Below are 22,418 nucleotides of genomic sequence, written 5' to 3'. Positions count from 1 at the left end.
CATCGGCGGACGCACTTTCCCGACGGGCCCGCGGCGCGGACACTGGGAGATATGGGCGAGCCGACCAGGGTCCTTCTCGACGAGTCCCGGATCCCCCGGAACTGGTACAACATCATCTCCGATCTGCCCGCGCCTCCCCCGCCGGTGCTCCATCCGGCGACGCTGCAGCCGATCGGCCCCGACGACCTCGCCCCGCTCTTCCCGGCGGCGCTGATCGAGCAGGAGGCGTCGGGTGAGCGGTTCGTCCCGATCCCTGACGACGTCCTCGACGTCTACCGCCTCTGGCGGCCCACGCCCCTCATCCGCGCCCGGCGCCTTGAGCGCGTCCTCGGCACGCCCGCGCGGATCTACTACAAGTACGAGGGCGGCAGCCCGTCGGGCTCGCACAAGCCCAACACCGCGGTCCCCCAGGCGTACTACAACGCGCGGGAGGGCGTGCGGAGGCTGACCACCGAGACCGGCGCGGGCCAGTGGGGCTCCGCCCTGGCGTTCGCCTGCGCCCAGTACGGCCTGGCCTGCGAGGTATGGATGGTCAGGGCGTCGTACGAGCAGAAGCCGTACCGCCGCACGCTGATGAAGGTCTACGGCGCGACCCTGCACGCCAGCCCGTCGGCGGTGACCACGGCGGGCAGCAGGATCCTCGCGGAGGACCCCCACTGCACGGGGTCGCTGGGCATCGCGATCAGCGAGGCGGTCGAGGTCGCCGGGCAGCACGACGACACGCGGTACGCCCTCGGCTCGGTGCTCAACCACGTCCTGCTGCACCAGACCGTTATCGGCGAGGAGGCGCTGGAGCAGCTGGCCGCCCTCGGCGAGACCCCGGACGTGGTGATCGGCTGCACCGGTGGCGGCTCCAACTTCGCCGGGCTGGCCTTCCCGTTCCTGCGCGAGAAGCTCGCCGGGCGGATGAACCCCGTGCTGCGGAGCGTGGAGCCCGCCGCCTGCCCGTCCCTGACCCGGGGCGCCTACGCGTACGACTTCGGCGACACGGCGGGGTTCACGCCGCTGATGAAGATGCACACGCTGGGGCACACGTTCGTGCCCGACCCGATCCACGCGGGCGGGCTGCGCTACCACGGCATGTCACCGCTGCTCTCGCACGTGTACGCACAGGGGCTGGTGGAGGCGGTGGCCGTCACGCAGACCGAGTGCTTCGACGCGGGGATCCGCTTCGCCAGGGCCGAGGGGGTCGTACCGGCTCCCGAACCCTCCCACGCGGTGGCCGCGACGATCGCGGAGGCGCTGCGGTGCGCCGAGTCGGGCGAGGAGAAGGTCATCGTGATGTCCCTGTGCGGGCACGGCCACTTCGACCTGCCCGCCTATGAGAGCCGTCTCGCCGGTCACCTGGAGGATTTCACGCTCCCGCAGGAGCGGATCGACGCGGCGCTCGCGCACCTGCCCGCCGTCTGATGCGACGCGTGGCCGACGATATCCGTTTCGTCCCTTGACCGGCGGGTACGGCTGCGCCATCGCGCCGTCATACCGACCGGAGCACTCATGTCAAACGGCTGAAATGCGCGGTATCAGCTCCATACGATTCTGGAACACCATCCGCTCTCTCCGGAGAATTAGTTGAACCGGAACTGCGTTATCAAGGACCCCGCCCCGGGCAACCGGGCGCAGTGGCGCCGCAGCAGCGCCGCGTCCGCGCACGAGCGGCTGGCTTTCCTGAACGAGGCGAGCCGGCGGATCGGCAGCACGCTCGACTTATCCGAGACGAGCCGGGAGCTCGTCGACGTGGCGGTCCCCCGCTTCGCCGACACGGCGGCCGTGATGGTGCAGGACCGCCTCATCGCGGAAGGCGAGTTGTCGTCCCGGCCGGTGGACGGGACGACCCTTGTACGCCGGGTCGCCCTGGGCGTGGCCGGCGCCGATGCGGACGCCTGGGCGGAGGCCTTCCCCATCGGCGAGGCGACGGTCTACCCGGCGATCCTCCCGCAGGCCCAGTGCATGGCCGGCGGCAAGCCGCTGATGTACCCGGCGCTGGACAAGGAGAGCGCCCGGTTGATCGGCGCCAGCCTGGACCGGGAGGAGGCGGTCGCGTCGCTCCTGACCGACTCCTCGTTCCTCGCGGTGCCCCTGCGCGCACGGGGACGGGTCCTCGGCTGCGTCATCTTCACCAGGCGCCCGGAGAGCCTGCCGTTCGAGGAGCAGGACGTGGTGGTGGCCGAGGACCTGGCCGCCCGCACCGCCCTGTGCGTCGACAACGCGCGGCTGTACACCAGGGAGCGCAGGACCGCGCTGACCCTGCAGAGCAGCCTGCTGCCCGTCGAACTGCCGCAGGCGCTCGGCACGGACATCGCCTCGCGCTACCTGCCGGCCAGCGACCTGATGGGCGTCGGGGGCGACTGGTACGACGTGATCGCGCTGCCCGGCTGCCGTACGGCCCTGGTGGTGGGCGACGTCATGGGCCACGGGACCAGGGCAGCGGCCACCATGGGCCAGCTCCGCACGGCCGCGCGTACGCTCGCGAGTCTCGACCTGCCGCCCGACGAGGTGCTGTTCCGGCTCAACCTGATGAGCCAGGACCTCGACCCGAGCCAGATCGCGACGTGCATCTACGCCGTCTACGACCCGGTCACGCGTAACTGCGCGCTCGCCCGTGCCGGGCACGTGCCGCCGATCCTGCTGCACCCCGACCGGTCGACCGAGATCATCGAGCTGCCCTCGGGCCTGCCTCTCGGCATCGGCAGCGACCCGCTGGAGTCGCGCGAGATGGTCCTGCCGCCCGGGAGCGTGCTCGCCCTCTACACGGACGGCCTCGTGGAGAGCCGGGAGCGGGACCTGGACGCCGGGATCATGGGGCTGCGCCGCCTGCTCGCCGGTCCGGTCGAGGACCTGGAGGACATGTGCGACGTGATCATCAGCAGCCAGCGGTCGGGCCACGAGCGTGACGACATCGCCCTGCTGGTGGCCCGGGTGCGCGATCTCGACCCGGACGAGGTAGCGACCTGCCCGTTGCCGGCCGACCCGCGGTTCGTCTCGCACGCCCGCCGCTTCGTCCGCGGCACCCTGCACAGGTGGGGGCTGGGCGGCCTGGTGGACAGCACCCAGCTCATCGTGAGCGAACTGGTCACCAACGCGCTCAAGCACGGCTGGCCGCCGATCGAGCTGCGCCTGCTGCGCGGCCTCACGCTGGTGGTCGAGGTCGTCGACGGCTCCCCCGCCGCGCCCGCCCCGCGCACGGCCGCCCCCGACGAGGACACCGGCCGCGGTCTCCAGCTGATCAAGCGGTTCGCCTACCGCTGGGGCACCCGGCCCACCGCGTACGGAAAGATCGTCTGGGTCGAGCAGCACCTCCCTTGACCCGGCGTCCCCTCCCCGGCGAGCGTGTATGACTGATCGTTGAGAAGAGTTACGTTCGAATGGGGAGTTCGTGGCGAGGAGGGGACATGATCGACATCCGTGACGCGTACCGCAGGGCGCTGGACGGTTTCGGGGACCGCCTCCATCTCGTCCGCCGCGGGCAGTGGGAGCTGCCGACTCCCTGTGTCGACTGGGACGTCCGGGGGCTCGTCAACCATGTCGTGGCCGAGAATCTGTGGGCCCCCGAGCTGCTGTCCGGCCGTACGGTCGCCGAGGTGGGGGACTCCTTCGAGGGCGACGTGCTCGGCGACGATCCGCTCAAGGCGTTCGAGGCGTCCGCGCAGGGCGCCGTCCACGCGGTGTACGCCGAGGGTGCCCTGACCAGCGTGACCCACCTGTCCTTCGGCGACGTGCTGGGTGAGGAGTACATCACCGAGCTGTTCGCGGACGCGCTCATCCACACCTGGGACCTGGCACGTGCCATCGGCGGGCCGGAACGGCTCGACCCCGAGCTCGTCGCCTCCTGCTCGGAATGGTTCGAGAAGGCGCGGGAGGACTATCGCGAGGCGGGAGTGATCGGGGACGAGCGGGACGTCCCGGCCGGCGCCGACCAGCAGACTCACCTGCTCGCCGCCTGGGGCAGGAACCTTTAAGCCCTACCGCGCAGGGCCTACCGCAGGTCCTACCGTCCTGTGGGCCGCCTGCCGTGGTTGGCCTTCTTCTTCTTGCGTGCCTTCGACTTGCGTGCGCGCCTGCCCATCACGACCGCCTTCCGTCGAGTACGGCTTTCGCTCACTGTCCTCCCCCCGGACCGCCGGCGACAAGTACGGGGACCCAACTCAACATGTCTCCACGCATGTGGGGCATAATTTGTTTGAATCTGTTGACAGGAGTGGTGGATGCTGGCCCAGCAACGGCAGCAGGCGATCCTGGAGAGGGTACGCAGAACCGGCGGGGTGCGCGTCGCGCAGCTCGTACGCGACCTCGGGGTCTCGGACATGACGATCCGCCGCGACCTGGAGGTCCTCGCGGAGCGCGGCCTGATCGTCAAGGTGCACGGCGGGGCGACCGCCACCGGCACCGGCTCGACGGAGGAGCCGGGCTTCGCGGCCAAGTCGGTGCGGCAGCAGGCCGAGAAGGAGGCCATCGCCCGCCGGGCCGCCATGCTCGTGAGGCCGGGCAGCTCCGTCGCCCTGTCGGCCGGGACCACGACCTGGACACTGGCCCACCATCTGGTGGACGTGCCCGAGCTGACCGTCATCACCAACTCCGTGCAGGTGGCCGACGTCTTCCATCGGGCGGGACGGCCCGACCAGACCGTGGTGCTGGTGGGAGGCGTGCGCACGCCCTCCGACGCGCTGGTCGGCCCGGTGGCCGTGGCGGCCGTCCGCTCCCTGAACGTCGACACGCTCATGCTCGGCGTGCACGGCATGAGCGTCCGGGCGGGTTACACCACGCCCAACCTGCTGGAGGCGGAGACCGACCGCGCCCTCATCGCGGCCGCCCAGCAGCTCGTGGTCCTGGCCGACCACACGAAGTGGGGAACGATCGGCATCAGCACGATCGCCGCCCTCGGCGAGGCCAGCGTGGTCGTGAGCGACGTCGGCCTGCCGGAGGAGGGGCGCGCCGCGCTGTCGGAGCACGCCGGCGAACTCCTCCTCACCGATCCGTCCGGGGAAACCGAGCTGGAGACCGCACTGTGACGCCGGGCCGAACCTTGACACCGGATACCGCACTGTGAAGCTGGAGACCGCTCTGTGAAGCGCACCATCACCCATCTCGCCGACGGCCGTGAGCTGATCTACTTCGACCGGCGCGACGACGCCGACCACAGCGCCACCGACACCAGGGACCTGCCGCCGCGCCCGCTCTCCTCCGAGCTGCGCTACGACCCCCTGATGGACGAGTGGGTGGCCGTCGCCCGGCACCGCCAGACGCGCACCCACCTGCCGTCCGCCGAGGAGTGCCCGCTCTGCCCGGCCCATCCCGGCTCGGAGATCCCCTCGCCGTACGAGGTGGCGGTGTTCGAGAACCGCTTCCCGTCGTTCAGCTTCAACACCGGCGCGTACGAGCAGGTGGGCGGGCTGAGCGAGGTGCGTCCGGGGATCGGGCGATGTGAGGTCGTCTGCTTCACCTCCGACCACGACGCGTCGTTCAGCTCGCTGAGCGACGAGCAGGCCGAGCTGGTCGTCGAGGCGTGGGCCGACCGCACGGCCGAGCTGGCCTCGCTGCCCGGTGTGGAGCAGGTCTTCTGCTTCGAGAACCGCGGCGCCGAGATCGGCATCACGCTGCCGCACCCCCACGGGCAGATCTACGCCTATCCGTACGTCACGCCGCGTTCCCGGCAGATGCTGGACGCCGCCGCCCGCCATCAGGGCGGCAACCTGTTCGCGGACGTCCTGGCCGCCGAGCGGAGGGGGCCCCGGGTGGTGGCCGCCAACGAGCACTGGACGGCCTTCGTCCCTGCCGCCGCGCGCTACCCGTTCGAGGTGCACGTCTACCCGCACCGTCGGGTCCCCGACATCCCCGCGCTGTCGCCCGAGGAGCGGGCCGCGTTCGCGCCGCTCTACATCGAGGTGCTGCGCCGCCTGGACGGACTGTTCGGCGTCGTCATGCCGTACGTCGCGGCCTGGCACCAGGCCCCGGTCACCTACCGCCGCGACCTCGCCTACCTCCACCTGCAGCTCTTCACGATCAGGCGCGCGCCGAACAAGCTGAAGTATCTCGCCGGATCGGAGTCGGCAATGGGCGCGTTCGTCAACGACGTGCTCCCGGAGGAGGCCGCCCGGATGCTCCGCGAGGCGGTAACGGCTTGATCTCCGAATGGTTGCGACTTGGGTGGCAGCCGCGCTTTCTTTACCATTAGTATCCCTCACACCGGCTGTCACAGCCGGTACGCCTAATCCCGGGCGCCTCGCCCGGGAGCCGGGGACCCAACCACGCACCTGGGGTCAAGGCAGTCGCCTGCCCGGGCTTCTCCAGCCCGAACCCGTCAGCTAACCCGGTCGGCAGATGGAGAGGAGTGGGCGCTGCCCCGCGCGTTCCCCCTGGCTGTCGGCGTGCTCACCTCGGCCGTCCTCGTGTTCGGCGCGGCCGCCCCGGGCGCCGCCGACCCCAAGCCGACGGAGAAGCAGCTCAAGAAGGAGCTGTCGGACCTGCGGAAGAAGGTCGACCGGCTGATCGGCGACTACAACGCCAAACGCGTCGCGCTCGCCAAGGCCCGCGTCGAGGAGAAGGCGGCACGCGGCCGGCTGGTCAAGGCGGAGGCCGACTACGAGGCCGCCAGCAACGCCGTACGGCAGATGGCCGGGCTGCGCTACCAGACCGAGAGCGCGATGGCGCTGCCCGACATGAACACCGCCGCGCTGAACTACCAGCTCAAGGAGGAGCAGGCCGCCAGGCTCGCGCGCTTCGACCAGGTCCGCGACGAACGGCAGCGGGCCGCGGACGCCGCCAAGACGCTGACCGAACAGCTCAAGGCGCAGGCCGCCGTGGTCGCCGGGCAGCGCGAGGACGCCGAGGATCTCATCGACGAGATCAAGGACAAGCTCGACGCGCTGATCCCGATCGCGCCGGGCAAGCGCGTGGGTGGGTCGTGGGCGCCGGAGCTGCCCAGCGGCTCCGACAACATCACGCCGCGGATGCGGCTCATGCGCACCGAGGTCGAAAAGCACTTCGATCTGCAGTTCCCGATCGGCTGCTACCGCGCCGAGAACAGCGGCGAGCACCCCCTCGGGCGCGCCTGCGACTTCATGATGAGCTCGGGCGGCGCCATGCCCTCCGCCGAGATGAAGGCACTCGGCGACAGCGTGGCCGCCTGGGCCATCAAGAACGGGCCGAAGCTGGGCGTGATGTACGTGATCTGGCAGCAGCGCATCTACAACCTCGGCCATCCGGGCTGGCGCACCATGTCCGACCGTGGCGGAATCACCGCCAACCACTACGACCACGTGCACATCTCGATGTACTGATCGGGCAGGCCGCCTGACGCGACGGCCCTTACGATCAGTTCATGCGTGCTGCGTATCAAGGGGCCCTGGTGATGAAGCGCGGTAACCGCCGTGGCTGACCTCACGGCGGACTTGTTCGTGTCGCTGGACGGCTTCGCCGCCGGCGTGGACGTGGGTGCCTTCTTCGACTACCCGGGTCCCGACCTCGACGCGTGGATACGTGAGGCGACCGACGAGCCTCAGCTGATGCTCATGGGGCGCGTCACCTATGAGGCGCTGGCGGCGATCTCGTCCGCGGCCACCGACGAGGCGAGCACCCGGATGAACGACCTGCCGAAGGCCGTCTTCTCCAACACCCTGCGCGAGCCGCTCGTCTGGAAGAACACCCGGCTCGTACGCGGCGATCTCGCCGAGCAGGTTCGGGCGCTCAAGCAGGAGTCGGACGTGCCGCTGCGCTCGATCGGCAGCCTCAGCCTGGTCAGAAGCCTGATGGAGCTGGGGTTGGTCGACCGGCTCCGGCTGATGGTCTTTCCCCTCACCTTGGGCGGCGACGGCCGGGAGCCCGCCTACGCCGGCTATCCCCGCACAGGGCTGGAGCTGGCCGCCACCAGGGTCCTTGACTCGTGCCTCGTCCTGCTCGAATACCGGCCCGCCCAGCTCTGATTGATGTGGCTCCGCGCCACGGCTCGGGGCAAGATGCCAGAATGACCGAAACACGTATCGATCCTCCCGCCGCCGCGGGAGAGCGCGCGATGCTGCGCGCCTGGCTGGACTGGCACCGTGAGACCCTCGCGATGAAGTGCGAGGGCCTCACGGAGGAACAGCTCCGGCTGCGCTCCGTGCCGCCCTCCAGCATGTCGCTGCTCGGCCTCGTACGGCACATGGCCGACGTGGAGCGGGGCTGGTTCCGGCGGCGGATCAACGGCGAGGACCTCGGCAGCATCTACTACAGCGACGACGACCCTGACGGCGAGTTCGACAACGTCGACACCGCGTCGGCCGAGGAGGCCTTCGCCACCTGGCGCGCGGAGATCGAGCACGCGCGTGCGGCCGAGGAGGCCTGCGCCGACCTGGACGTGCCGGCGAAGGAGGCCCGCCTGGGCGTCCACTACTCGCTGCGCTGGATCATGTGCCACATGATCGAGGAGTACGCCCGCCACAACGGCCACGCCGATCTGCTGCGCGAGCGCATCGACGGGGCGACGGGCGAGTAGCGCCGCTGCCCGGCTGGGCTCAGCCGGACAGGCGGACCGGGTTGACGAGGTCGGCGTAGATGAGAAGGCCGCCCATGACGACCAGCAGGGCCGCCATGACGTACGTCAGCGGGAGCGCCTTGGCCACGTCCACGTAACCGGGGACGGGCCGACGGCGCACCCGCGCGAAGGCCCGCTTGACGCCCTCCCACAGCCCGCCGGCGATGTGGCCGCCGTCCAGCGGCAGCAGCGGGATCAGGTTGAACATGCCCACCGCGAGGTTCAGCCCGGCCAGCAGGTTGATGAAGATTTCGATCTTGTTCTCGACCGAGAGGTCCGATGCGGCGATCTCACCGCCGATGCGGCCCGCCCCGACGATGCCGATCGGCCCGTTCGGGTCGCGCTTCTCGCCCGAGAACGCGGCGTTCCACACGCCGACCATCTTCTTGGGGATGTTGACCATCGCGGCGGCGGTGCGCTCGGTCAGGTCCCACATCTGCCCGACGACGTAGCCGGGGCCCTTCTTCTCGACGACCATGGTCGGGCTCACACCGAGGAAGCCGACGTTCTTCTCGACCTTGTCGGGGTCGGTCAGCGAGGGCATGTCCTGCGCGATCAGGTCGACCTTCAGGTCGGTCCGCTGCCCGCCCCGCTCGACGCCGAGCGTCGTCACCCCCGCGCCGTGCTCCCGGATCAGCCGCTGCGCGCTCTCCCAGCCGGTCACCGGGGTGCCGCCGATGGCGACGATGCGGTCGCCGGGCCGCAGGCCGGCCTGGGCGGCGGGCGTCAGGGGATCGCTCGGCCGGCAGTCGCGGTGCTCCGCCTCGGCGGCGGGGATGGCGCACTTGGACACCGAGGACACGACCGGCGTCTGCACGCGCACGCCGAACCCCATGATCACGACCGCGAACAGCGCGAACGCGAGCACGAAGTTCATCGCCGGGCCGCCGGCCATGATGATGACCTTCTGCCACCAGGGCTTGCGGTAGAAGACCCGGTTCTCGTCCCCCGGCCGGATCTCCTCGGACGCGACCGCCCGCGCGTTCTCGATCAGGCCCTGCCAGGGACCGGTGGAGACGCTGCGCAGCTTGCCGGGCTCGTCGGATGCGCGCGGCGGGAGCATGCCGATCATGCGGATGTAGCCGCCGAGCGGAACCCACTTCACGCCGTATTCGGTCTCGCCCCGCCTGCGCGACCACATCGTGGGTCCGAAGCCGACCATGTACTGAGTCACGCGGACGCCGAAGAGCTTGGCGGGCACGAGGTGCCCGATCTCGTGAAGCGCGATCGAGACCAGCAGACCGACGAAGAGGATCACGAACCCGGCCACGAAGAGCCAGCTCATCAGCGCGTACCCCCGAATCGGAGAAGGTGCCCTGGCGGACGAAGCACCCTTCGAGCGTAGCCCACCCGCAGGAGGGCGAAGACTTTTCCGGCGCGGGTACGGCTTGCCCGTGAGTGACCGATTGGGGACACTTCGTTGACAGTATGCAATTGGTCGATCACCCTTTGAGAGACGTCCAGAGGGGAGAACCTTGATCCAGATCCTGGTGGCCGAACACCTTCCGTTGGTACGGCGAGGCCTGGTCGCGTCCCTCGACGGAGAGGACGACCTGCGGGTGGTCGCGGACGTAGGGTCGGGCGAGGACATCGTGCCCGCGGCCCTTGACGTGCGGCCGGACGCCGCCGTCATCGACGCGGACCTGCCCGGGGTGGACGGGCTCACCGCGGCCGCGCGGCTGGGCGAGAAGGCGCCACGCTGCCGCGTGATGCTGCTGTCGGCGCAGCCCAGCCCGGGTCACGTCAAGCGGGCCTTCGCGGCGGGCGTCCTGGGCTACCTGAGCATCGAGGTGGCCCCCGAGCAGCTCGCCGACGGCATCCGCCGGATGATCGCCGGACGCCGGGTCGTCGACTCCGAGCTGGCGGTCGCGGCGCTGGAGGCCGCCGACTGCCCGCTGACGCCGAGGGAGCACGAGGTGCTGCGGCTCGCGGCGGGGGGCGCGCGCTCGAAGGACATCGCCGCCGAGCTGGGCCTGTCCTCCGGCACCGTGCGCAACCACCTGTCGCGCATCCTCGTCAAGACCGGAGCGCGCGACCGCGTCGACGCCGTCAGGATCGCCGCCGACTCCGGCTGGATCTGAGCGGTCCGGGGATCAGGGCCGCCAGATCAGGACGAGCGCGCAGTCGTCGTTGTGGCCGGAGGACATCGACTGGACGAGCTGCCGGGCCTTGTCGCGGAATCCCGACGGCAGCAGCCGCTCGGCCTCGCCCAGCAACCGGTCGAGCCCGGCGTCGATGTCCCGGCCGGGCTGCTCGATCAGCCCGTCGGTGAACAGCATGAGCGCGTCGCCCTTGCGCAGCACCCCGCTGTCGGTCTCGCAGGCCAGGTCCGGCACAACACCGAGCACGACGCCCTTCGCCGTGGAGACCCGCCACGTGCCCGACCCGGAGTCGAACCGCACCACGGGCGGGTGCCCGGCCGAGGTGATGGTGTACTCCCCGGTGGACAGGTCGAGCTCCAGGTGGACGGCGGTGACGAACCCCTCGTCGCCGAGCTGGCGGTGCAGATAGGAGTTGCACGCGACGAGGAAGTCGTCCACCGAGCCGAGCAGGCCGCCGAAGGTGCCCGACAGCATGAGCGCGCGGGTCCCCGCGTCCACGCCCTTGCCGGACACGTCGACGACCGCCACCCGGACCCGGTCGCCCTCCCGCATCGAGACGACGAAGTCACCGCCGAACGACGATCCCCCGGCCTGCTTCAACACGACCTTGCCGCCCCAGTCCTTGGGCAGCGGCGGCAGCTCGCTCTGCCGCTTGAGCCGGTCGCGCAGCTCCAGCAGCATCGCGTCGCCGCGCAGGCCCTGGACGCCGAGCTTGCCCCGGGTCCGCGCCATCATCCAGGCCAGTGCGGCGGTGAAGGCCATCGTGATCAGCAGGCCGGGCCCGACGCTGAGCACTCCCCTGACCGGTCCCATGTACGCCAGGGACGCCACGACCACGCACAGCAGGATCGCGAGGCTGCGCAGCCGGAGCTGGAGGCCGCCGATCAGCGTGAAGAGGATCAGCAGCGAGGGCGAGAACCAGTACGGCGACACCTCCGCGTCGAGCACGCCGATCACGATGGTGACCACGATGAGAGCGATGAGGAGGTACCGGTCGCTCGACCAAACCTTCCTGACAAAGCGGACCAACGGCACCAGGAGCGGCACGCGCGCCAGGAGCGCGCGCAGCCGAGGAGGGATCAGCGGCGCCGGACGGGAAGTCATGATGGCCTCGACTGTATCTGGACATCCCAGGTGGCGGCACCTGCTTGACCAACGTCTAGATCATCCGGCACGGATATTGGGTCGCCTCGCGCGGCGGTCCGCTTCTACGGTGATTCGGTGAGCATCACCGTGCGCCCCATCGACAAATCCGAGTGGCCGGCCTTCGTCGCCGTCGATTACGAGGCGTTCAGCGCCACCTATCCCTTGGAGATCGCCGACCGGTGGCTCGATGTCTTGGAGATCGACCGCCTGCTGTCCGCCTTCGACGGCGACCTGATGGTCGGCTGCGCCGGCACGCTGTCCCTCGAGATGACGGTCCCCGGCGGGCCGATCCCCGTGGCCGGCGTCACGTCGGTGGGTGTGCTCCCCTCGCATCGCCGCCGCGGCGTGCTGACCGCGCTGATGACCCGGCAGCTGCACGGTCTGCACGAGGACGGGCGTGAGGCCGTCGCCGCGCTCTACGCCAGCCAGGCTGGCATCTACGGCCGCTTCGGGTACGGCAGGGCCGCCGACACCCTGTCCTTCCGCATCCCCACCCACGGATCGGCCTTCACGCGCTCGGCCCCCGCCGATCCGGCGCTGCGCCTGCGGGTGGCCGACCCCGCCGACACGCTGGCCGGCCTCCGGCGGGTCTACGACGCCGTACGGCCCGGCCGTCCCGGCCTGTACGGACGCTCGGAGGCGTACTGGCGAACCGAGATCCTCCCGGACACCGAGCACGACCGGGGCGGGATGGGCCCGCTGCGCTGCCTGGTCGCGGAGGACGCGACGGGGGCGCGCGGCTACGCGCTGTTCCGGGCGAAGGCCGACTGGGACGAGCACGGCGTGCCGGACGGGGAGGTCCGGCTCCTGGAGCTGATGGCCTCCGATCCCGCGGCGTACGCGCTGGTCTGGCGCGGCGTCCTCGACCGGGACCTGTGCGCGGTCGTCCACGCCGCGCGGCGGCCGGTGGACGACCCGATCATGCATCTGCTCGCCGAACCCCGCCAGCTCAACGCGGCCTGGTTCGACGACCTGTGGATCCGCCTGGTGGACGTGGACCGGGCCCTGGCCGCCCGCGCCTACGCGGCCCCGGCCGACCTGGTGCTGGAAATCCAGGACGAGGTCTGCCCGTGGAACGCCGGCCGCCGGCGCCTCGTCACCGACAAGGCGTCCTGCGAACCGACCGGCGCGCCCGCCGATCTCACGCTGCCGGTCGACGTGCTGGGCGCCGCGTACCTCGGCGGGCGGCCCCTGCGGGCGGCGGCGGACGCCGGGCTGGTGCGGGAGCACCGGCCGGGGGCCCTGCGCGAGCTGTCGGCAGCGATGGCGTGGGACCCGGCCCCCTGGGGCTGCCGGGTGTTCTAAGACGCGCCGACAACAGCCGGGGCGTAGGCTTCGGGGCATGGCGCTGCAGAGTTTGCAGATCACCGCGATCACGGCCATGCGGGCCCGCGACGTGTCCCGGCCGACGCCCGAGCAGCAGGAGGCCGCCGAGCAGCGGCCGCTGCGCGACGAGGCGCCCCGGCGGGAGCCCCGCCGGGGACGCGACAGGGACACCCGCCAGGGGCAGGGTCAGGCGGGCAGCGGCGGCAGTTCGCCGGTGGTTTCGTAGTCGGCGAGCTGGCGGATCCGCCGGGCGTGCCGCTCGGCCCCCGAGAACGGCGTGGCCAGGAAGAGCCCGACGAACCTGACGGCCTCCTCCGGCGTGTGCTGCCGGGCGCCCAGACTGATCACGTTGGCGTCGTTGTGCTCGCGGGCCAGCTTGGCCGTGTCCTCGTTCCAGGCGAGGGCCGCGCGCACCCCCCGCACCTTGTTGGCGGCGATCTGCTCGCCGTTCCCCGAGCCGCCGATCACCACCCCGAGGCTGCCCTCGTCGCCGGCCACGCCCTGCGCGGCGCGCAGCACGAACGGCGGGTAGTCGTCCTCCGCGTCGTAGACGTGGGGGCCGCAGTCCTCCACGTCGTGGCCCTGCTCCTTCAGCCAGGAGACCAGGTGATTCTTCAGCTCGTAGCCGGCATGGTCGGCACCGATGTAGACACGCACGGCACAAGTTTCCCAGAAAGCCTCTGGCGGAGACGACCCCGGGCTCCACTAAAGTAATAGCCGATACGGGCCTACGTCCCTTACACCTCCGGCCTGACAGGAGTGTCATGCGCGAGCTTCGTTACGTCGGCGACCCGGTCCTGCGTACCCCCGCCGAACCGGTGACGGACTTCGACCGCGAGCTGCGCCGGCTGATCGACGAGATGTTCGCGATCATGTACCAGTCCGACGGCGTCGGGCTCGCCGGGCCGCAGATCGGCGTGGGCCGGCGGCTGTTCGTCTACGACATCAGCAACCGCAAGGGCCATGTGATCAACCCGGAGCTGACGATCGACGACCCCGAGCAGGTCGTCGAGGAGGAGGGCTGCCTGTCGGTGCCCGGCAAGGAGACCGGCAAGCCGCTTTACGCCCCGACCGCCCGCGCCGCCGGAGTGACCGTGCGCGGGGTCGACAAGCTCGGCCGGCCCGTCGCCGTCAAGGCCCGCGGCATGCTCGCCCGGTGCTTCCAGCACGAGTTCGACCACCTCGAGGGCACGCTGTACGTCGACCGGCTGGGCAAGGACGAGCGCCGCAAAATCCTCCTGCAGGCGCCCTGACGTCCTACAGCTGGATGGCCTTGGTCTCCAGGAACTCCTCCAGGCCGAACTCGCCGAGCTCGCGGCCGATCCCGGAGTGCTTGTAGCCGCCGAACGGCGCCATCGTGTTGAACCGGCCGCCGTTGATCGCCACCTGCCCGGTGCGCAGGCGGCGGGCGACCGCGAGCGCCTTGTCCTCGGTGCCCGCCCACACCGCCCCCGACAGCCCGTAGGGCGTGCCGTTGGCGATCTCGACGGCCTCGTTCTCCGACGCGAACGGAATGATCGACAGCACCGGGCCGAAGATCTCCTCCTGCTCGATGGACATGCCGGGCGAGACGCCCGCGAAGACCGCGGGCTCGACGTAGTAGCCCCGTTCCATGGGGTTGTCGGTCCCGCCGAGCACGAGGCGGGCGCCCTCCTCCTGGCCGCGGTTGATGTACTTGACGACCCGGTCGCGCTGGGCGGCGGACACCAGCGGCCCGAGGCGCGTGCCCTCGGCGAACGGATCGCCGGGGACGTAGGCGCCGGCCGCCTGCACGGCGAGCCGCACGGCGTCGTCGTACTGGTCCCAGTGGACGAGCATCCGGGTCAGCGCCGAGCAGGTCTGGCCCGAGTTGAGGTAGGCGCCCCCGACCCCGCTCTTCACCGCCTTCTCCAGGTCGGCGTCGGGGAGGATGATGTTCGCCGACTTGCCGCCCAGCTCCAGGGCCACCCGCTTGACCGTCTCGGCCGCGAGGGCCGCGACCCGGCGGCCGGCCCTGGTGGACCCGGTGAACGAGACCATGTCCACGTCCCGGTGGGCGGCGATGGCCTCGCCGACCACCGGCCCGTGACCGCTGACCATGTTGAACACGCCGGGCGGCAGTCCGACCTCGTGGAGGATGTCGGCCAGCGCGTACGCCGCGAGCGGCGCGACCTCGCTCGGCTTGAGCACGACGGTGCAGCCGGCCGCGAGGGCCGGGGCCACCTTGCACACCACCTGGTGGAGCGGGTAGTTCCACGGCGTGATCGCGCCGACCACGCCGACGGGCTCCCGCACGATGAGCGAGTTGCCCACGCGGCCGCCGTCGAACTCGTACCGCTTGGCCAGGTCGGCGTAGGAGGCCAGCACCTCCGCGGGCATCAGCGTCTGCACCTTCAGCGCGAGCGTGAGCGGGGCGCCCATGTCGGTGGCGATCGTCGCCGCGATCTCCTGGGCGCGCTCCTGCAGCAGCCCTGCCGCCGCCCCCAGGAACGCGGCGCGTTCGGCCGGTTCCATGGCCGACCAGGACGGGAAGGCGGCACGGGCGGCGGCGACGGCGGACTCGACGTCGGCGGGCGCCCCGGCGGGCACCCGGTCCACGACCTCCTCGGTCGCGGGGTTGACGACGTCGACGGCCTCGCGGGAGGAGGACGGGACCCAGGCTCCGTTCACGTAGAGGTGACGCATGTCACTCATCCTTGCGCCTCGACTGTCAGATGGCGAGTCTTCCTGCGGAAACCTTTCCAATCGGTTCGCGCGAGGGTGAAGGAGCCTGTGAAGTCTCAGGTGAAGATCGGGTCGCGGGTCCTGGAACGCTTCAGCTCGAAGAAGCCGTCGGTGCCGGCGACGAGCAGGACGCCGTCCCACAGGCGCGCGGCGGCCTCTCCCCTGGGGATGGGCGACACGACGGGGCCGAAGAACGCCGTGCCCTCGACGGCGATGACCGGCGTGCCGACCTCCTGGCCGACCAGGTCGATGCCCTCGCCGTGCGAACGCCGGATCGCCTCGTCGAACTCGTCGGAGTCGTGCGCGGCCACCAGCGCCGGGTCGAGCCCGGCGGCGGTCAGGGCCTCGGCGATCGTGGCCTGGTCGCGCTCGCGCCCCTCGTCGTGGAAGCGCCTGCCGATCTCGGTGTAGAGGTCGCCGAGGACCTCCTCGCCGTACTTGTCCGCGGCGGCGGCCAGCACCCGTACGGCGCCGAGCGTCTGCCTGACCCGCGCGCGGTAGTCGTCGGGGATGTCCTTGTCCTCGTTCAGCACCGCCAGGCTCATGATGTGCCAGCGCACATCGACGGGACGGAGCGCGGCCACCTCGTGGATCCAGCGTGAAGTGATCCACGCCCAGGGGCAGGCGGGGTCGAACCAGAAATCGACAAGCTTTCGGTCGGACACTGTGACACCCTCTCGAACGGACTATGGTTCCCTCGGTCGTCAACCCGGGCAGGAATTCTCCTATTCCAGGTAGGAGCGATCTCGAATCCGTCATGTCGCCGCGACGTGGCAGGATTCATGCAATCCCTGACGCGACGGGGCGGCGGGGATCGGGGGCGTTGATCATGCGATGAGGAGCGGGTGTGGCAGGGAATCTGACACGGGACGAGGCTCGGGAGCGTGCTCGGCTGCTCTCCGTCCAGTCCTACCAGGTCGAACTCGACCTGACCGAGGGCGAGGAGCGGTTCGAGAGCGTCACGACGGTCCACTTCACGTCGGACCGCGAGGGGGCGGACACGTTCATCGACCTCCACGGCGCGCACGTGCGGAAGGTCGTGCTCAACGGCAGGGAGCTGGACGTCAGCACCTACGACGCCGAGAAGGGCCGCTTCCCGCTGCCGGGGCTGGCCGGGCACAACGAGCTGCGCGTGGACGCCGACTGCTCCTACATGCGCACCGGTGAGGGCCTGCACCGCTTCGTCGACCCCGTGGACCAGCAGGTCTACCTGCACAGCCAGTTCGAGACGGCCGACGCGCACCGGATGTACGCCTGCTTCGACCAGCCGGACCTCAAGGCGACCTTCGAGCTGACCGTCCTCGCCCCCGGCGACTGGGAGGTGGTGTCCAACGCCGCCCCCGACGCGGTCGAGCCGCTGGAGGAGCACCGCGGGCGGCACGGCACCCTGCAGGCCGCCAGGCGCTGGCACTTCCCGCCGACCCCCGTCATGTCGACGTACATCACGGCCCTCATCGCCGGGCCGTACGCGGTCGTACGGGACGAGCACGACGGGATCCCGCTCGGGATCTACGTGCGGCGCTCGCTCGCGCAGTACCTCGACCCCGAGAACATCTTCGAGGTCACCAAGCAGGGCTTCGACTTCTTCCACCGCGTCTTCGGCCTGCGCTACCCCTTCGGCAAGTACGACCAGCTGTTCGTGCCGGAGTTCAACGCGGGCGCCATGGAGAACGCGGGCGCGGTGACGTTCCTGGAGGACTACGTCTTCCGCTCGCGCGTGACCGACGCGCTGATCGAGCGCCGCGCGGAGACGATCCTGCACGAGATGGCGCACATGTGGTTCGGCGACCTCGTCACCATGCGCTGGTGGGACGACCTGTGGCTGAACGAGTCGTTCGCCACCTACATGTCCGTGCTGTGCCAGGCCGAGGCCACCCGGTGGGGCCAGGGCGCGTGGACGACGTTCGCCAACGTCGAGAAGGCCTGGGCCTACCGGCAGGACCAGCTGCCCTCCACCCACCCCATCGCCGCCGACATCCCGGACATGCAGGCCGTCGAGGTCAACTTCGACGGCATCACGTACGCCAAGGGCGCCTCGGTGCTCAAGCAGCTCGTCGCGTACGTGGGGCTCGACAACTTCCTGGCCGGGGTGCGCGACTACTTCAACGAGCACGCCTGGAAGAACACCACCCTGCAGGACCTGCTGTCGGCGCTGGAGCGCACCTCCGGCCGCGACCTGTCGTCCTGGTCGAAGGAGTGGCTGGAGACCTCGGGCGTCAACACGCTGCGGCCGTCGTTCACCACGGACGACGAGGGCCGGTTCCTGAGCTTCGACGTGCTGCAGGAGGCCACGCAGGAGCACCCGACGCTGCGCTCGCACCGGGTGGCCATCGGCCTGTACTCCCTGCGCGACGGCGTGCTGACCAGGACCAAGCGGGTCGAGCTCGACGTCGTCGGCGCGCGCACGACCGTGCCCGAGCTGGTCGGCGAGGTCCAGCCCGACCTGGTGCTGGTGAACGACGACGACCTCACCTACGCCAAGATCCGGCTCGACGAGCGGTCGCTGAGCACCCTCGTCGGCGGCGGGATCACCGCGTTCACCGAGTCGCTGCCCCGCGCGCTGTGCTGGTCGGCCGCCTGGGACATGACGCGGGACGCCGAGATGGCCACCCGCGACTACATCAAGCTGGTCGTCTCCGGCATCGACTCGGTGCGCGACATCACCGTCCTGCAGACCGTGCTGCGCCAGGCCCGCCAGGCCGTGCAGCAGTACGCCGACCCGGCGTGGCGGGCCGCCGGCCTGGCCGAGCTGGCCGGCGCGCTGCGCCGCCTAGTCGCGGCGGCCGAGCCGGGCTCGGACCACCAGCTCGCCTACGTCAACGCTCTTTCCGCGACCACCACCTCGCCCGAGGACCTGGCGTTCCTCAAGAGCGTGCTCGACGGCACCGAGGTGCCCGAAGGCCTGGCCGTCGACACCGACCTGCGCTGGACGCTCATCCAGGCGCTCGTGTCCGGCGGCGTCCTCGGCGCCGGGGACATCGACGCGGAGCTGGCCAGGGACGCCACGGCGACCGGCGAGCGCTCGGCCGCCACCAGCCGGGCCTCGATCCCGACCCCGGAGGCCAAGGCCGAGACCTGGGCGACGATCGTGGGAGGAAAGCTGAGCGGCGCGCTGCTGCGCGCCACGATCCTCGGTTTCGTGGACCCGCACCACCCCGAGCTGCTGGAGCCGTACGCCGACCGGTACTTCGAGGAGGTCGGGCGGATCTGGAGCGAGTGGACCTCCGACATGGCGCAGAACTTCGCCATCGGCTGCTACCCCGCGCTGCTGATCCGTCCGGAGACCGTGGCCCGCACGCAGGACCACATCACCGCCAAGCAGCCGCCGCACGCGCTGCGGCGCCTGCTGCTGGAGGGCGCGGACGGCGTCAGCCGGGCGCTGCGCGCCCGGGCGCGGGACGCCTCCGCCTGATCCGCGTCCGGCCGCACGATCACGATCCCGAGGGCCCCGGCACACTGCCGGGGCCCTCGGGCGTGTCAGGGACCAGGTGGCGTCGGCGGAAGCATGAAAGCGGCGGGGGCATGAAAGCAGGGCGCAAGCCCGGTGCAAGGCTCCGGCGGTGCCATGGGCACGCCGGGCCGTTTACAGGGCGAACGGGCCCGGACTACCGTCCGTGCAGGAGGCCCCCATGATCCCCATGATTGTCGTCCTCGCCGTCGTGGCCGTCCTCGTCGCGACGCTCGTCTCCGTCTACAACCGCCTCGTACGCGCCCGCAACAACGTCGACAACGCCTGGGCGCAGATCGACGTGCAGCTCAAGCGCCGCTACGACCTGATCCCCAACCTCGTGGAGACCGTCAAGGGCTACGCCGCCCACGAGCGGGCCACACTGGAGGCCGTCGTCGCGGCGCGCTCCCAGGCCATCGGCGCCCGGGGCCCCGAGGAGCAGGCGGCGGCCGAGAACATGCTGTCCGGCGCGCTGAAGAGCCTGTTCGCGGTGGCCGAGTCCTACCCCGACCTCAAGGCGAGCGCCAACTTCGCCGAGCTCCAGGAGGAGCTGGCCGCCACCGAGAACCGGATCGCCTACTCCCGGCAGTACTACAACGACGCCGTCCTGACCTACAACAACGCCATCCAGACGGTGCCCGCCAACATCGTGGCAGGCATGACCGGCTTCACCCCCCGCGAGTACTTCCGGGCGCCCGGCGAGGAGCGCGGGCCCGTGCAGGTCAGGTTCTGATGATGGCCGCCTGGATGGCCGCCGCGGCGGCGACCGGCCTGTGGCTGCTGCTCCTGCTCGCGCTCGCCGTGGCGACGAGGAACCCGGACGTCGAGCCGGGTCCGGCCACCGGAGAGCTCGGCGGGCAGTCCCCAGCGGTGGTCGACCTGATCACCGGGCACTGGCGGCTGTGCGACGAGGCGCCCTCGGCCACCCTGCTCGACCTGGCCGCCAGGGGCGTCGTGGCCGTCGAGGAGATCGGCCCCGAACTGTCCCTCGTACGGCTGCGTAAGGAGCCGGGCGACCTGCGGCCGTACGAGCGGCTCGTCTACGACCACGTACGCTCGCTGGCCGTCGACGGCGTGGTGGCGACAGGGGCGCTGGCCGAGGGCTCGCGCGACCTCGGCCGGTGGTGGAAGAGCTTCCGCAAGAAGGTGATCGTCGAGGCGCGGGCGCAGGGCCTGTCCCGGCCGCGCTGGAGCAGAGCCCACGCGCTGCTCCTCGGCGTGGCGGCGAGCGTCCCCGCCGCGGCGATCGGCATCGCGGTCTCCATCGACGGCGCCCGTGCCGACCACGAGGGCGGGCCCGGCGCGGCGATCGTGTCCTTCGCCCTGCTCATGGGCTTGATGAACAGGCTGAACGGGGAGCGCGGCACGGCCGAGGGGGCCAGGGCCGCCGCGCACTGGCTCGGCGTCCGCGAGCACCTGCGGGCGACCGGGCGGTTCGCCGAGCAGCCCGCCGCCTCGGTCACGATCTGGGGCCGCCACCTCGCGTACGCCGCCGCGCTCGGGCTCGCGCCGCGGGCCGTCAGGAGCCTGCCGGTCAGCACCCCCGCCGACGACAACCGGGCCTGGTCCGACTACGGCGGGATGTGGCACGTCGTGACCGTCCGCTACCCCTCGCGCCTGCTGTGGGGCCGGCCGCCGGGGACGACGATCCTGCGGGGCCTCGCGGCCGGCTGGTTCGCCGGGTTCTTCACCTGGATCCTCCTGGTGGTCGCCACCGCCTTCGGCGTGTGGCCGGACGGGCTGGTCCTGCCCGCCGCCCTCGCCGTGGGACTGGCGGTCGCCGGCCTGCCGATCGTCTACGCGATCTCCGACCTCGGCGGCGCGGCGGCCGTCGAGGGCCAGATCGTCCGGCTGCGCCGCTTCTCCGACGGCGGCAAGGCCAACGACACCCCCAAATGGACGTACTGGTGCGCGATCGACGAAGGGGGCTCCCGCGACGTCAGGGCCATGTGCCTGAGCGAGGAGACGTGGCGCCCCCTGCGGGAGGGCGACAGGGTGCGGGCCGTGGCGGGGCGCAGGCTCGGCTGGATCAGGCGGATCGACGTGATCGAGGGCTCGCGCCTGCGGGACGCCGCCACCTACGACGACACCGGCGAATACCTGGTGGACGCGCCGGAGAACCTCGGCGAGGTGCGCGTCCTGCCCCACCACCCGCCGCGCACGTGGGATGGCCCGGCGGACGGCGGACGGCGCCCTGAGTAGGGTCGTCGGGTGCACTCAGCCCACGACCTGTTGATCGCCCTGGCCGGGAGGTACTCGTTCGGCGACGTCGGCGCGCTCGCGCCGGCCGTGCTCGGGGAGGGCGGACGGGCGGCCCTGGTGGCGTCGGTCTGCGAGTTCGGCCAGCGGCTGCTCACCCTCGATGCCGAGGACTTCCACACCGAGATCGACGCCCAGACGGTGCCGGCCGACCTGCGCAGACGCGCCCGCGCGTGCCACATGCCGCAGACGCCGAGGGAGCAGCCGCGCGGCGCGCTCGACTCGCTGCGGCCGGCGTACGCGCTGCTCCTCGAGGTCGTCGAGGCCCGCTGGCGGCGGCGCGATCTCAGCGCGATGATCGCGGCCGTGCACATCTGCAGCGAGTATCTCCCGCTGCTCGCCTTCGAGCCCGCGCTCGGCCACGCGGGCGACCCGGCTCGCTGGCCGGAGGGCTTACGCGCCCCCGGCAGCCGGTTCGGGCTGATGCCCGACAGGGAGTGCGACCACACCAGGGCCGAGCGGTCGGCGGCCGAGCGGACGCTGCGGGTGGCCGTGGAGCCGCCCGCGGGCTGGCGGGCCTACTTCGACCGGCAGCACAGCCAGGTGGCGGGTGCCCTCGCCACCTGCGCGGGCCGATGCCGCACCCCCTGCACCGCCCTCGACTGGGTGCCGGACCTCGACGACCTGTCCGCCCGCTGCCGGATCGCGCTCGCGTTCGCCGAGACCCCGCTCGTACGGCTGCGCCACGCCGCCCCGGTGGGCCACGGCTTCGGCGTGCCGTCGCCGGAGGAGGTGCTGGAGGCGTGGGAGCGTAGCCGCGCCGCGCTGGCCAAGCACGAGGCGGCCGCCGCGGTCACCGCAGACGACGGCTTCCCGTTGCCGGGACTGCCCGCCCTGTTCTCCGCCGTGGCCGCGGCGCCGGTGCGGCCGGCCACGCTGCTCGCCGACGTCTCCGCGTACGTCGTGGAACTCCTGCAGGGGTAGC

Annotated in this window: 21 protein-coding genes and 1 riboswitch; of the genes, 16 read left to right on the top strand and 5 right to left on the bottom strand. The window is 71.3% G+C overall.

Translation table 11 applies throughout. From position 1 onward, the window contains the following. The first annotated feature begins 51 nt into the window (after window positions 1-51). The 8 genes from ACQEVJ_RS09935 to ACQEVJ_RS09900 all read left to right on the top strand — a co-directional run bounded on the left by ACQEVJ_RS09935 (window position 52) and on the right by ACQEVJ_RS09900 (window position 8,470). Window positions 52-1,410, top strand: a complete 1,359-nt coding sequence (locus ACQEVJ_RS09935) for a TrpB-like pyridoxal phosphate-dependent enzyme (protein ID WP_433099435.1) — start codon at window positions 52-54, stop codon at window positions 1,408-1,410. A gap of 162 nt (window positions 1,411-1,572) precedes the next feature. Then, window positions 1,573-3,306, top strand: a complete 1,734-nt coding sequence (locus ACQEVJ_RS09930) for an ATP-binding SpoIIE family protein phosphatase (protein WP_433099433.1) — start codon at window positions 1,573-1,575, stop codon at window positions 3,304-3,306. 86 nt (window positions 3,307-3,392) lie between these two features. After that, entirely contained in the window at window positions 3,393-3,959 is a 567-nt protein-coding gene (locus ACQEVJ_RS09925; protein WP_433099431.1) for a TIGR03086 family metal-binding protein, read from the top strand. 246 nt (window positions 3,960-4,205) lie between these two features. After that, window positions 4,206-5,009, top strand: a complete 804-nt coding sequence (locus ACQEVJ_RS09920) for a DeoR/GlpR family DNA-binding transcription regulator (RefSeq protein ID WP_433099429.1) — start codon at window positions 4,206-4,208, stop codon at window positions 5,007-5,009. A gap of 54 nt (window positions 5,010-5,063) precedes the next feature. After that, window positions 5,064-6,122: a galactose-1-phosphate uridylyltransferase gene (gene galT / locus ACQEVJ_RS09915; protein ID WP_433099427.1), complete on the top strand. Its 1,059-nt coding sequence runs from the start codon at window positions 5,064-5,066 to the stop codon at window positions 6,120-6,122. A 70-nt stretch (window positions 6,123-6,192) separates the two neighbouring features. Further along, window positions 6,193-6,331: riboswitch (cyclic di-AMP (ydaO/yuaA leader) on the top strand. A 34-nt stretch (window positions 6,332-6,365) separates the two neighbouring features. Then, window positions 6,366-7,277 carry a coiled-coil domain-containing protein gene (locus tag ACQEVJ_RS09910; protein ID WP_433099425.1) on the top strand — a complete coding sequence of 304 codons (912 nt, stop codon included), beginning with the start codon at window positions 6,366-6,368 and terminating at the stop codon, window positions 7,275-7,277. Window positions 7,278-7,367: 90 nt separating this feature from the next. Next, window positions 7,368-7,919 (top strand): dihydrofolate reductase family protein, encoded by a 552-nt coding sequence (locus ACQEVJ_RS09905; RefSeq protein WP_433099423.1) that lies wholly within the window; start codon window positions 7,368-7,370, stop codon window positions 7,917-7,919. Between the two features lie 41 nt (window positions 7,920-7,960). Then, a complete protein-coding gene (locus ACQEVJ_RS09900) occupies window positions 7,961-8,470 on the top strand; it encodes a DinB family protein (RefSeq protein WP_433099421.1) in 510 nt (169 codons plus the stop codon). Window positions 8,471-8,489: 19 nt separating this feature from the next. On the opposite strand, the gene ACQEVJ_RS09895 is transcribed toward ACQEVJ_RS09900, so the two are convergent. Then, the gene (locus ACQEVJ_RS09895; RefSeq protein ID WP_433099419.1) at window positions 8,490-9,794 is read right to left on the bottom strand and encodes a M50 family metallopeptidase; all 1,305 of its coding nucleotides are present in this window, start codon (window positions 9,792-9,794) and stop codon (window positions 8,490-8,492) included. A gap of 190 nt (window positions 9,795-9,984) precedes the next feature. Here ACQEVJ_RS09895 and ACQEVJ_RS09890 point away from each other — a divergent pair, with 190 nt between their 5' ends. After that, on the top strand, window positions 9,985-10,590 hold the full coding sequence (locus ACQEVJ_RS09890; RefSeq protein ID WP_433099417.1) for a response regulator transcription factor: 606 nt from the start codon (window positions 9,985-9,987) through the stop codon (window positions 10,588-10,590). A 12-nt stretch (window positions 10,591-10,602) separates the two neighbouring features. On the opposite strand, the gene ACQEVJ_RS09885 is transcribed toward ACQEVJ_RS09890, so the two are convergent. Further along, window positions 10,603-11,715: a PP2C family protein-serine/threonine phosphatase gene (locus ACQEVJ_RS09885; RefSeq protein ID WP_433099415.1), complete on the bottom strand. Its 1,113-nt coding sequence runs from the start codon at window positions 11,713-11,715 to the stop codon at window positions 10,603-10,605. 117 nt (window positions 11,716-11,832) lie between these two features. Between ACQEVJ_RS09885 and ACQEVJ_RS09880 the strand changes: the two genes are divergently transcribed. Together ACQEVJ_RS09880 and ACQEVJ_RS09875 are read left to right on the top strand one after the other, a co-directional pair. Beyond that, window positions 11,833-13,062, top strand: coding sequence for a GNAT family N-acetyltransferase (locus ACQEVJ_RS09880; protein WP_433099413.1), 1,230 nt, complete (start codon window positions 11,833-11,835; stop codon window positions 13,060-13,062). Window positions 13,063-13,099: 37 nt separating this feature from the next. After that, the gene (locus ACQEVJ_RS09875) at window positions 13,100-13,309 is read left to right on the top strand and encodes a hypothetical protein (RefSeq protein ID WP_433099411.1); all 210 of its coding nucleotides are present in this window, start codon (window positions 13,100-13,102) and stop codon (window positions 13,307-13,309) included. Here ACQEVJ_RS09875 and ACQEVJ_RS09870 read toward each other — a convergent pair. After that, window positions 13,270-13,740, bottom strand: a complete 471-nt coding sequence (locus tag ACQEVJ_RS09870; protein WP_433099409.1) for a ribose-5-phosphate isomerase — start codon at window positions 13,738-13,740, stop codon at window positions 13,270-13,272. The two genes, ACQEVJ_RS09875 and ACQEVJ_RS09870, sit on opposite strands and share 40 nt — an antisense overlap. Before the next feature lie 107 nt (window positions 13,741-13,847). Here ACQEVJ_RS09870 and def point away from each other — a divergent pair, with 107 nt between their 5' ends. Next, window positions 13,848-14,336 (top strand): peptide deformylase, encoded by a 489-nt coding sequence (def, locus tag ACQEVJ_RS09865; RefSeq protein ID WP_433099407.1) that lies wholly within the window; start codon window positions 13,848-13,850, stop codon window positions 14,334-14,336. Window positions 14,337-14,340: 4 nt separating this feature from the next. Here the strand turns inward: def and ACQEVJ_RS09860 are convergent, their stop codons facing one another. Together ACQEVJ_RS09860 and ACQEVJ_RS09855 are read right to left on the bottom strand one after the other, a co-directional pair. Continuing rightward, window positions 14,341-15,747 carry an aldehyde dehydrogenase family protein gene (locus ACQEVJ_RS09860; protein WP_433099405.1) on the bottom strand — a complete coding sequence of 469 codons (1,407 nt, stop codon included), beginning with the start codon at window positions 15,745-15,747 and terminating at the stop codon, window positions 14,341-14,343. 95 nt (window positions 15,748-15,842) lie between these two features. Further along, window positions 15,843-16,451 (bottom strand): mycothiol-dependent nitroreductase Rv2466c family protein, encoded by a 609-nt coding sequence (locus tag ACQEVJ_RS09855; protein ID WP_433099403.1) that lies wholly within the window; start codon window positions 16,449-16,451, stop codon window positions 15,843-15,845. 182 nt (window positions 16,452-16,633) lie between these two features. Between ACQEVJ_RS09855 and pepN the strand changes: the two genes are divergently transcribed. The 4 genes from pepN (at window position 16,634) to ACQEVJ_RS09835 (ending at window position 22,417) form a co-directional block, all read left to right on the top strand. Continuing rightward, window positions 16,634-19,198, top strand: a complete 2,565-nt coding sequence (gene pepN, locus ACQEVJ_RS09850; protein WP_433099401.1) for an aminopeptidase N — start codon at window positions 16,634-16,636, stop codon at window positions 19,196-19,198. Between the two features lie 217 nt (window positions 19,199-19,415). Beyond that, a complete protein-coding gene (locus ACQEVJ_RS09845) occupies window positions 19,416-19,967 on the top strand; it encodes a LemA family protein (RefSeq protein WP_433099399.1) in 552 nt (183 codons plus the stop codon). Next, complete coding sequence (locus ACQEVJ_RS09840; RefSeq protein WP_433099397.1) at window positions 19,967-21,436, top strand: DUF2207 family protein; 1,470 nt, start codon at window positions 19,967-19,969, stop codon at window positions 21,434-21,436. The genes ACQEVJ_RS09845 and ACQEVJ_RS09840 overlap by 1 nt, the downstream gene beginning before the upstream one ends. A 9-nt stretch (window positions 21,437-21,445) precedes the next feature. Further along, window positions 21,446-22,417: a hypothetical protein gene (locus ACQEVJ_RS09835; protein ID WP_433099395.1), complete on the top strand. Its 972-nt coding sequence runs from the start codon at window positions 21,446-21,448 to the stop codon at window positions 22,415-22,417. The last annotated feature ends 1 nt before the right edge of the window (window position 22,418 follow it).

Source organism: Microbispora sp. CA-102843, assembly GCF_050936215.1.
In the GTDB taxonomy this organism is placed as follows: domain Bacteria; phylum Actinomycetota; class Actinomycetes; order Streptosporangiales; family Streptosporangiaceae; genus Microbispora.
This window is presented reverse-complemented; position numbering and strand designations above follow the sequence as displayed.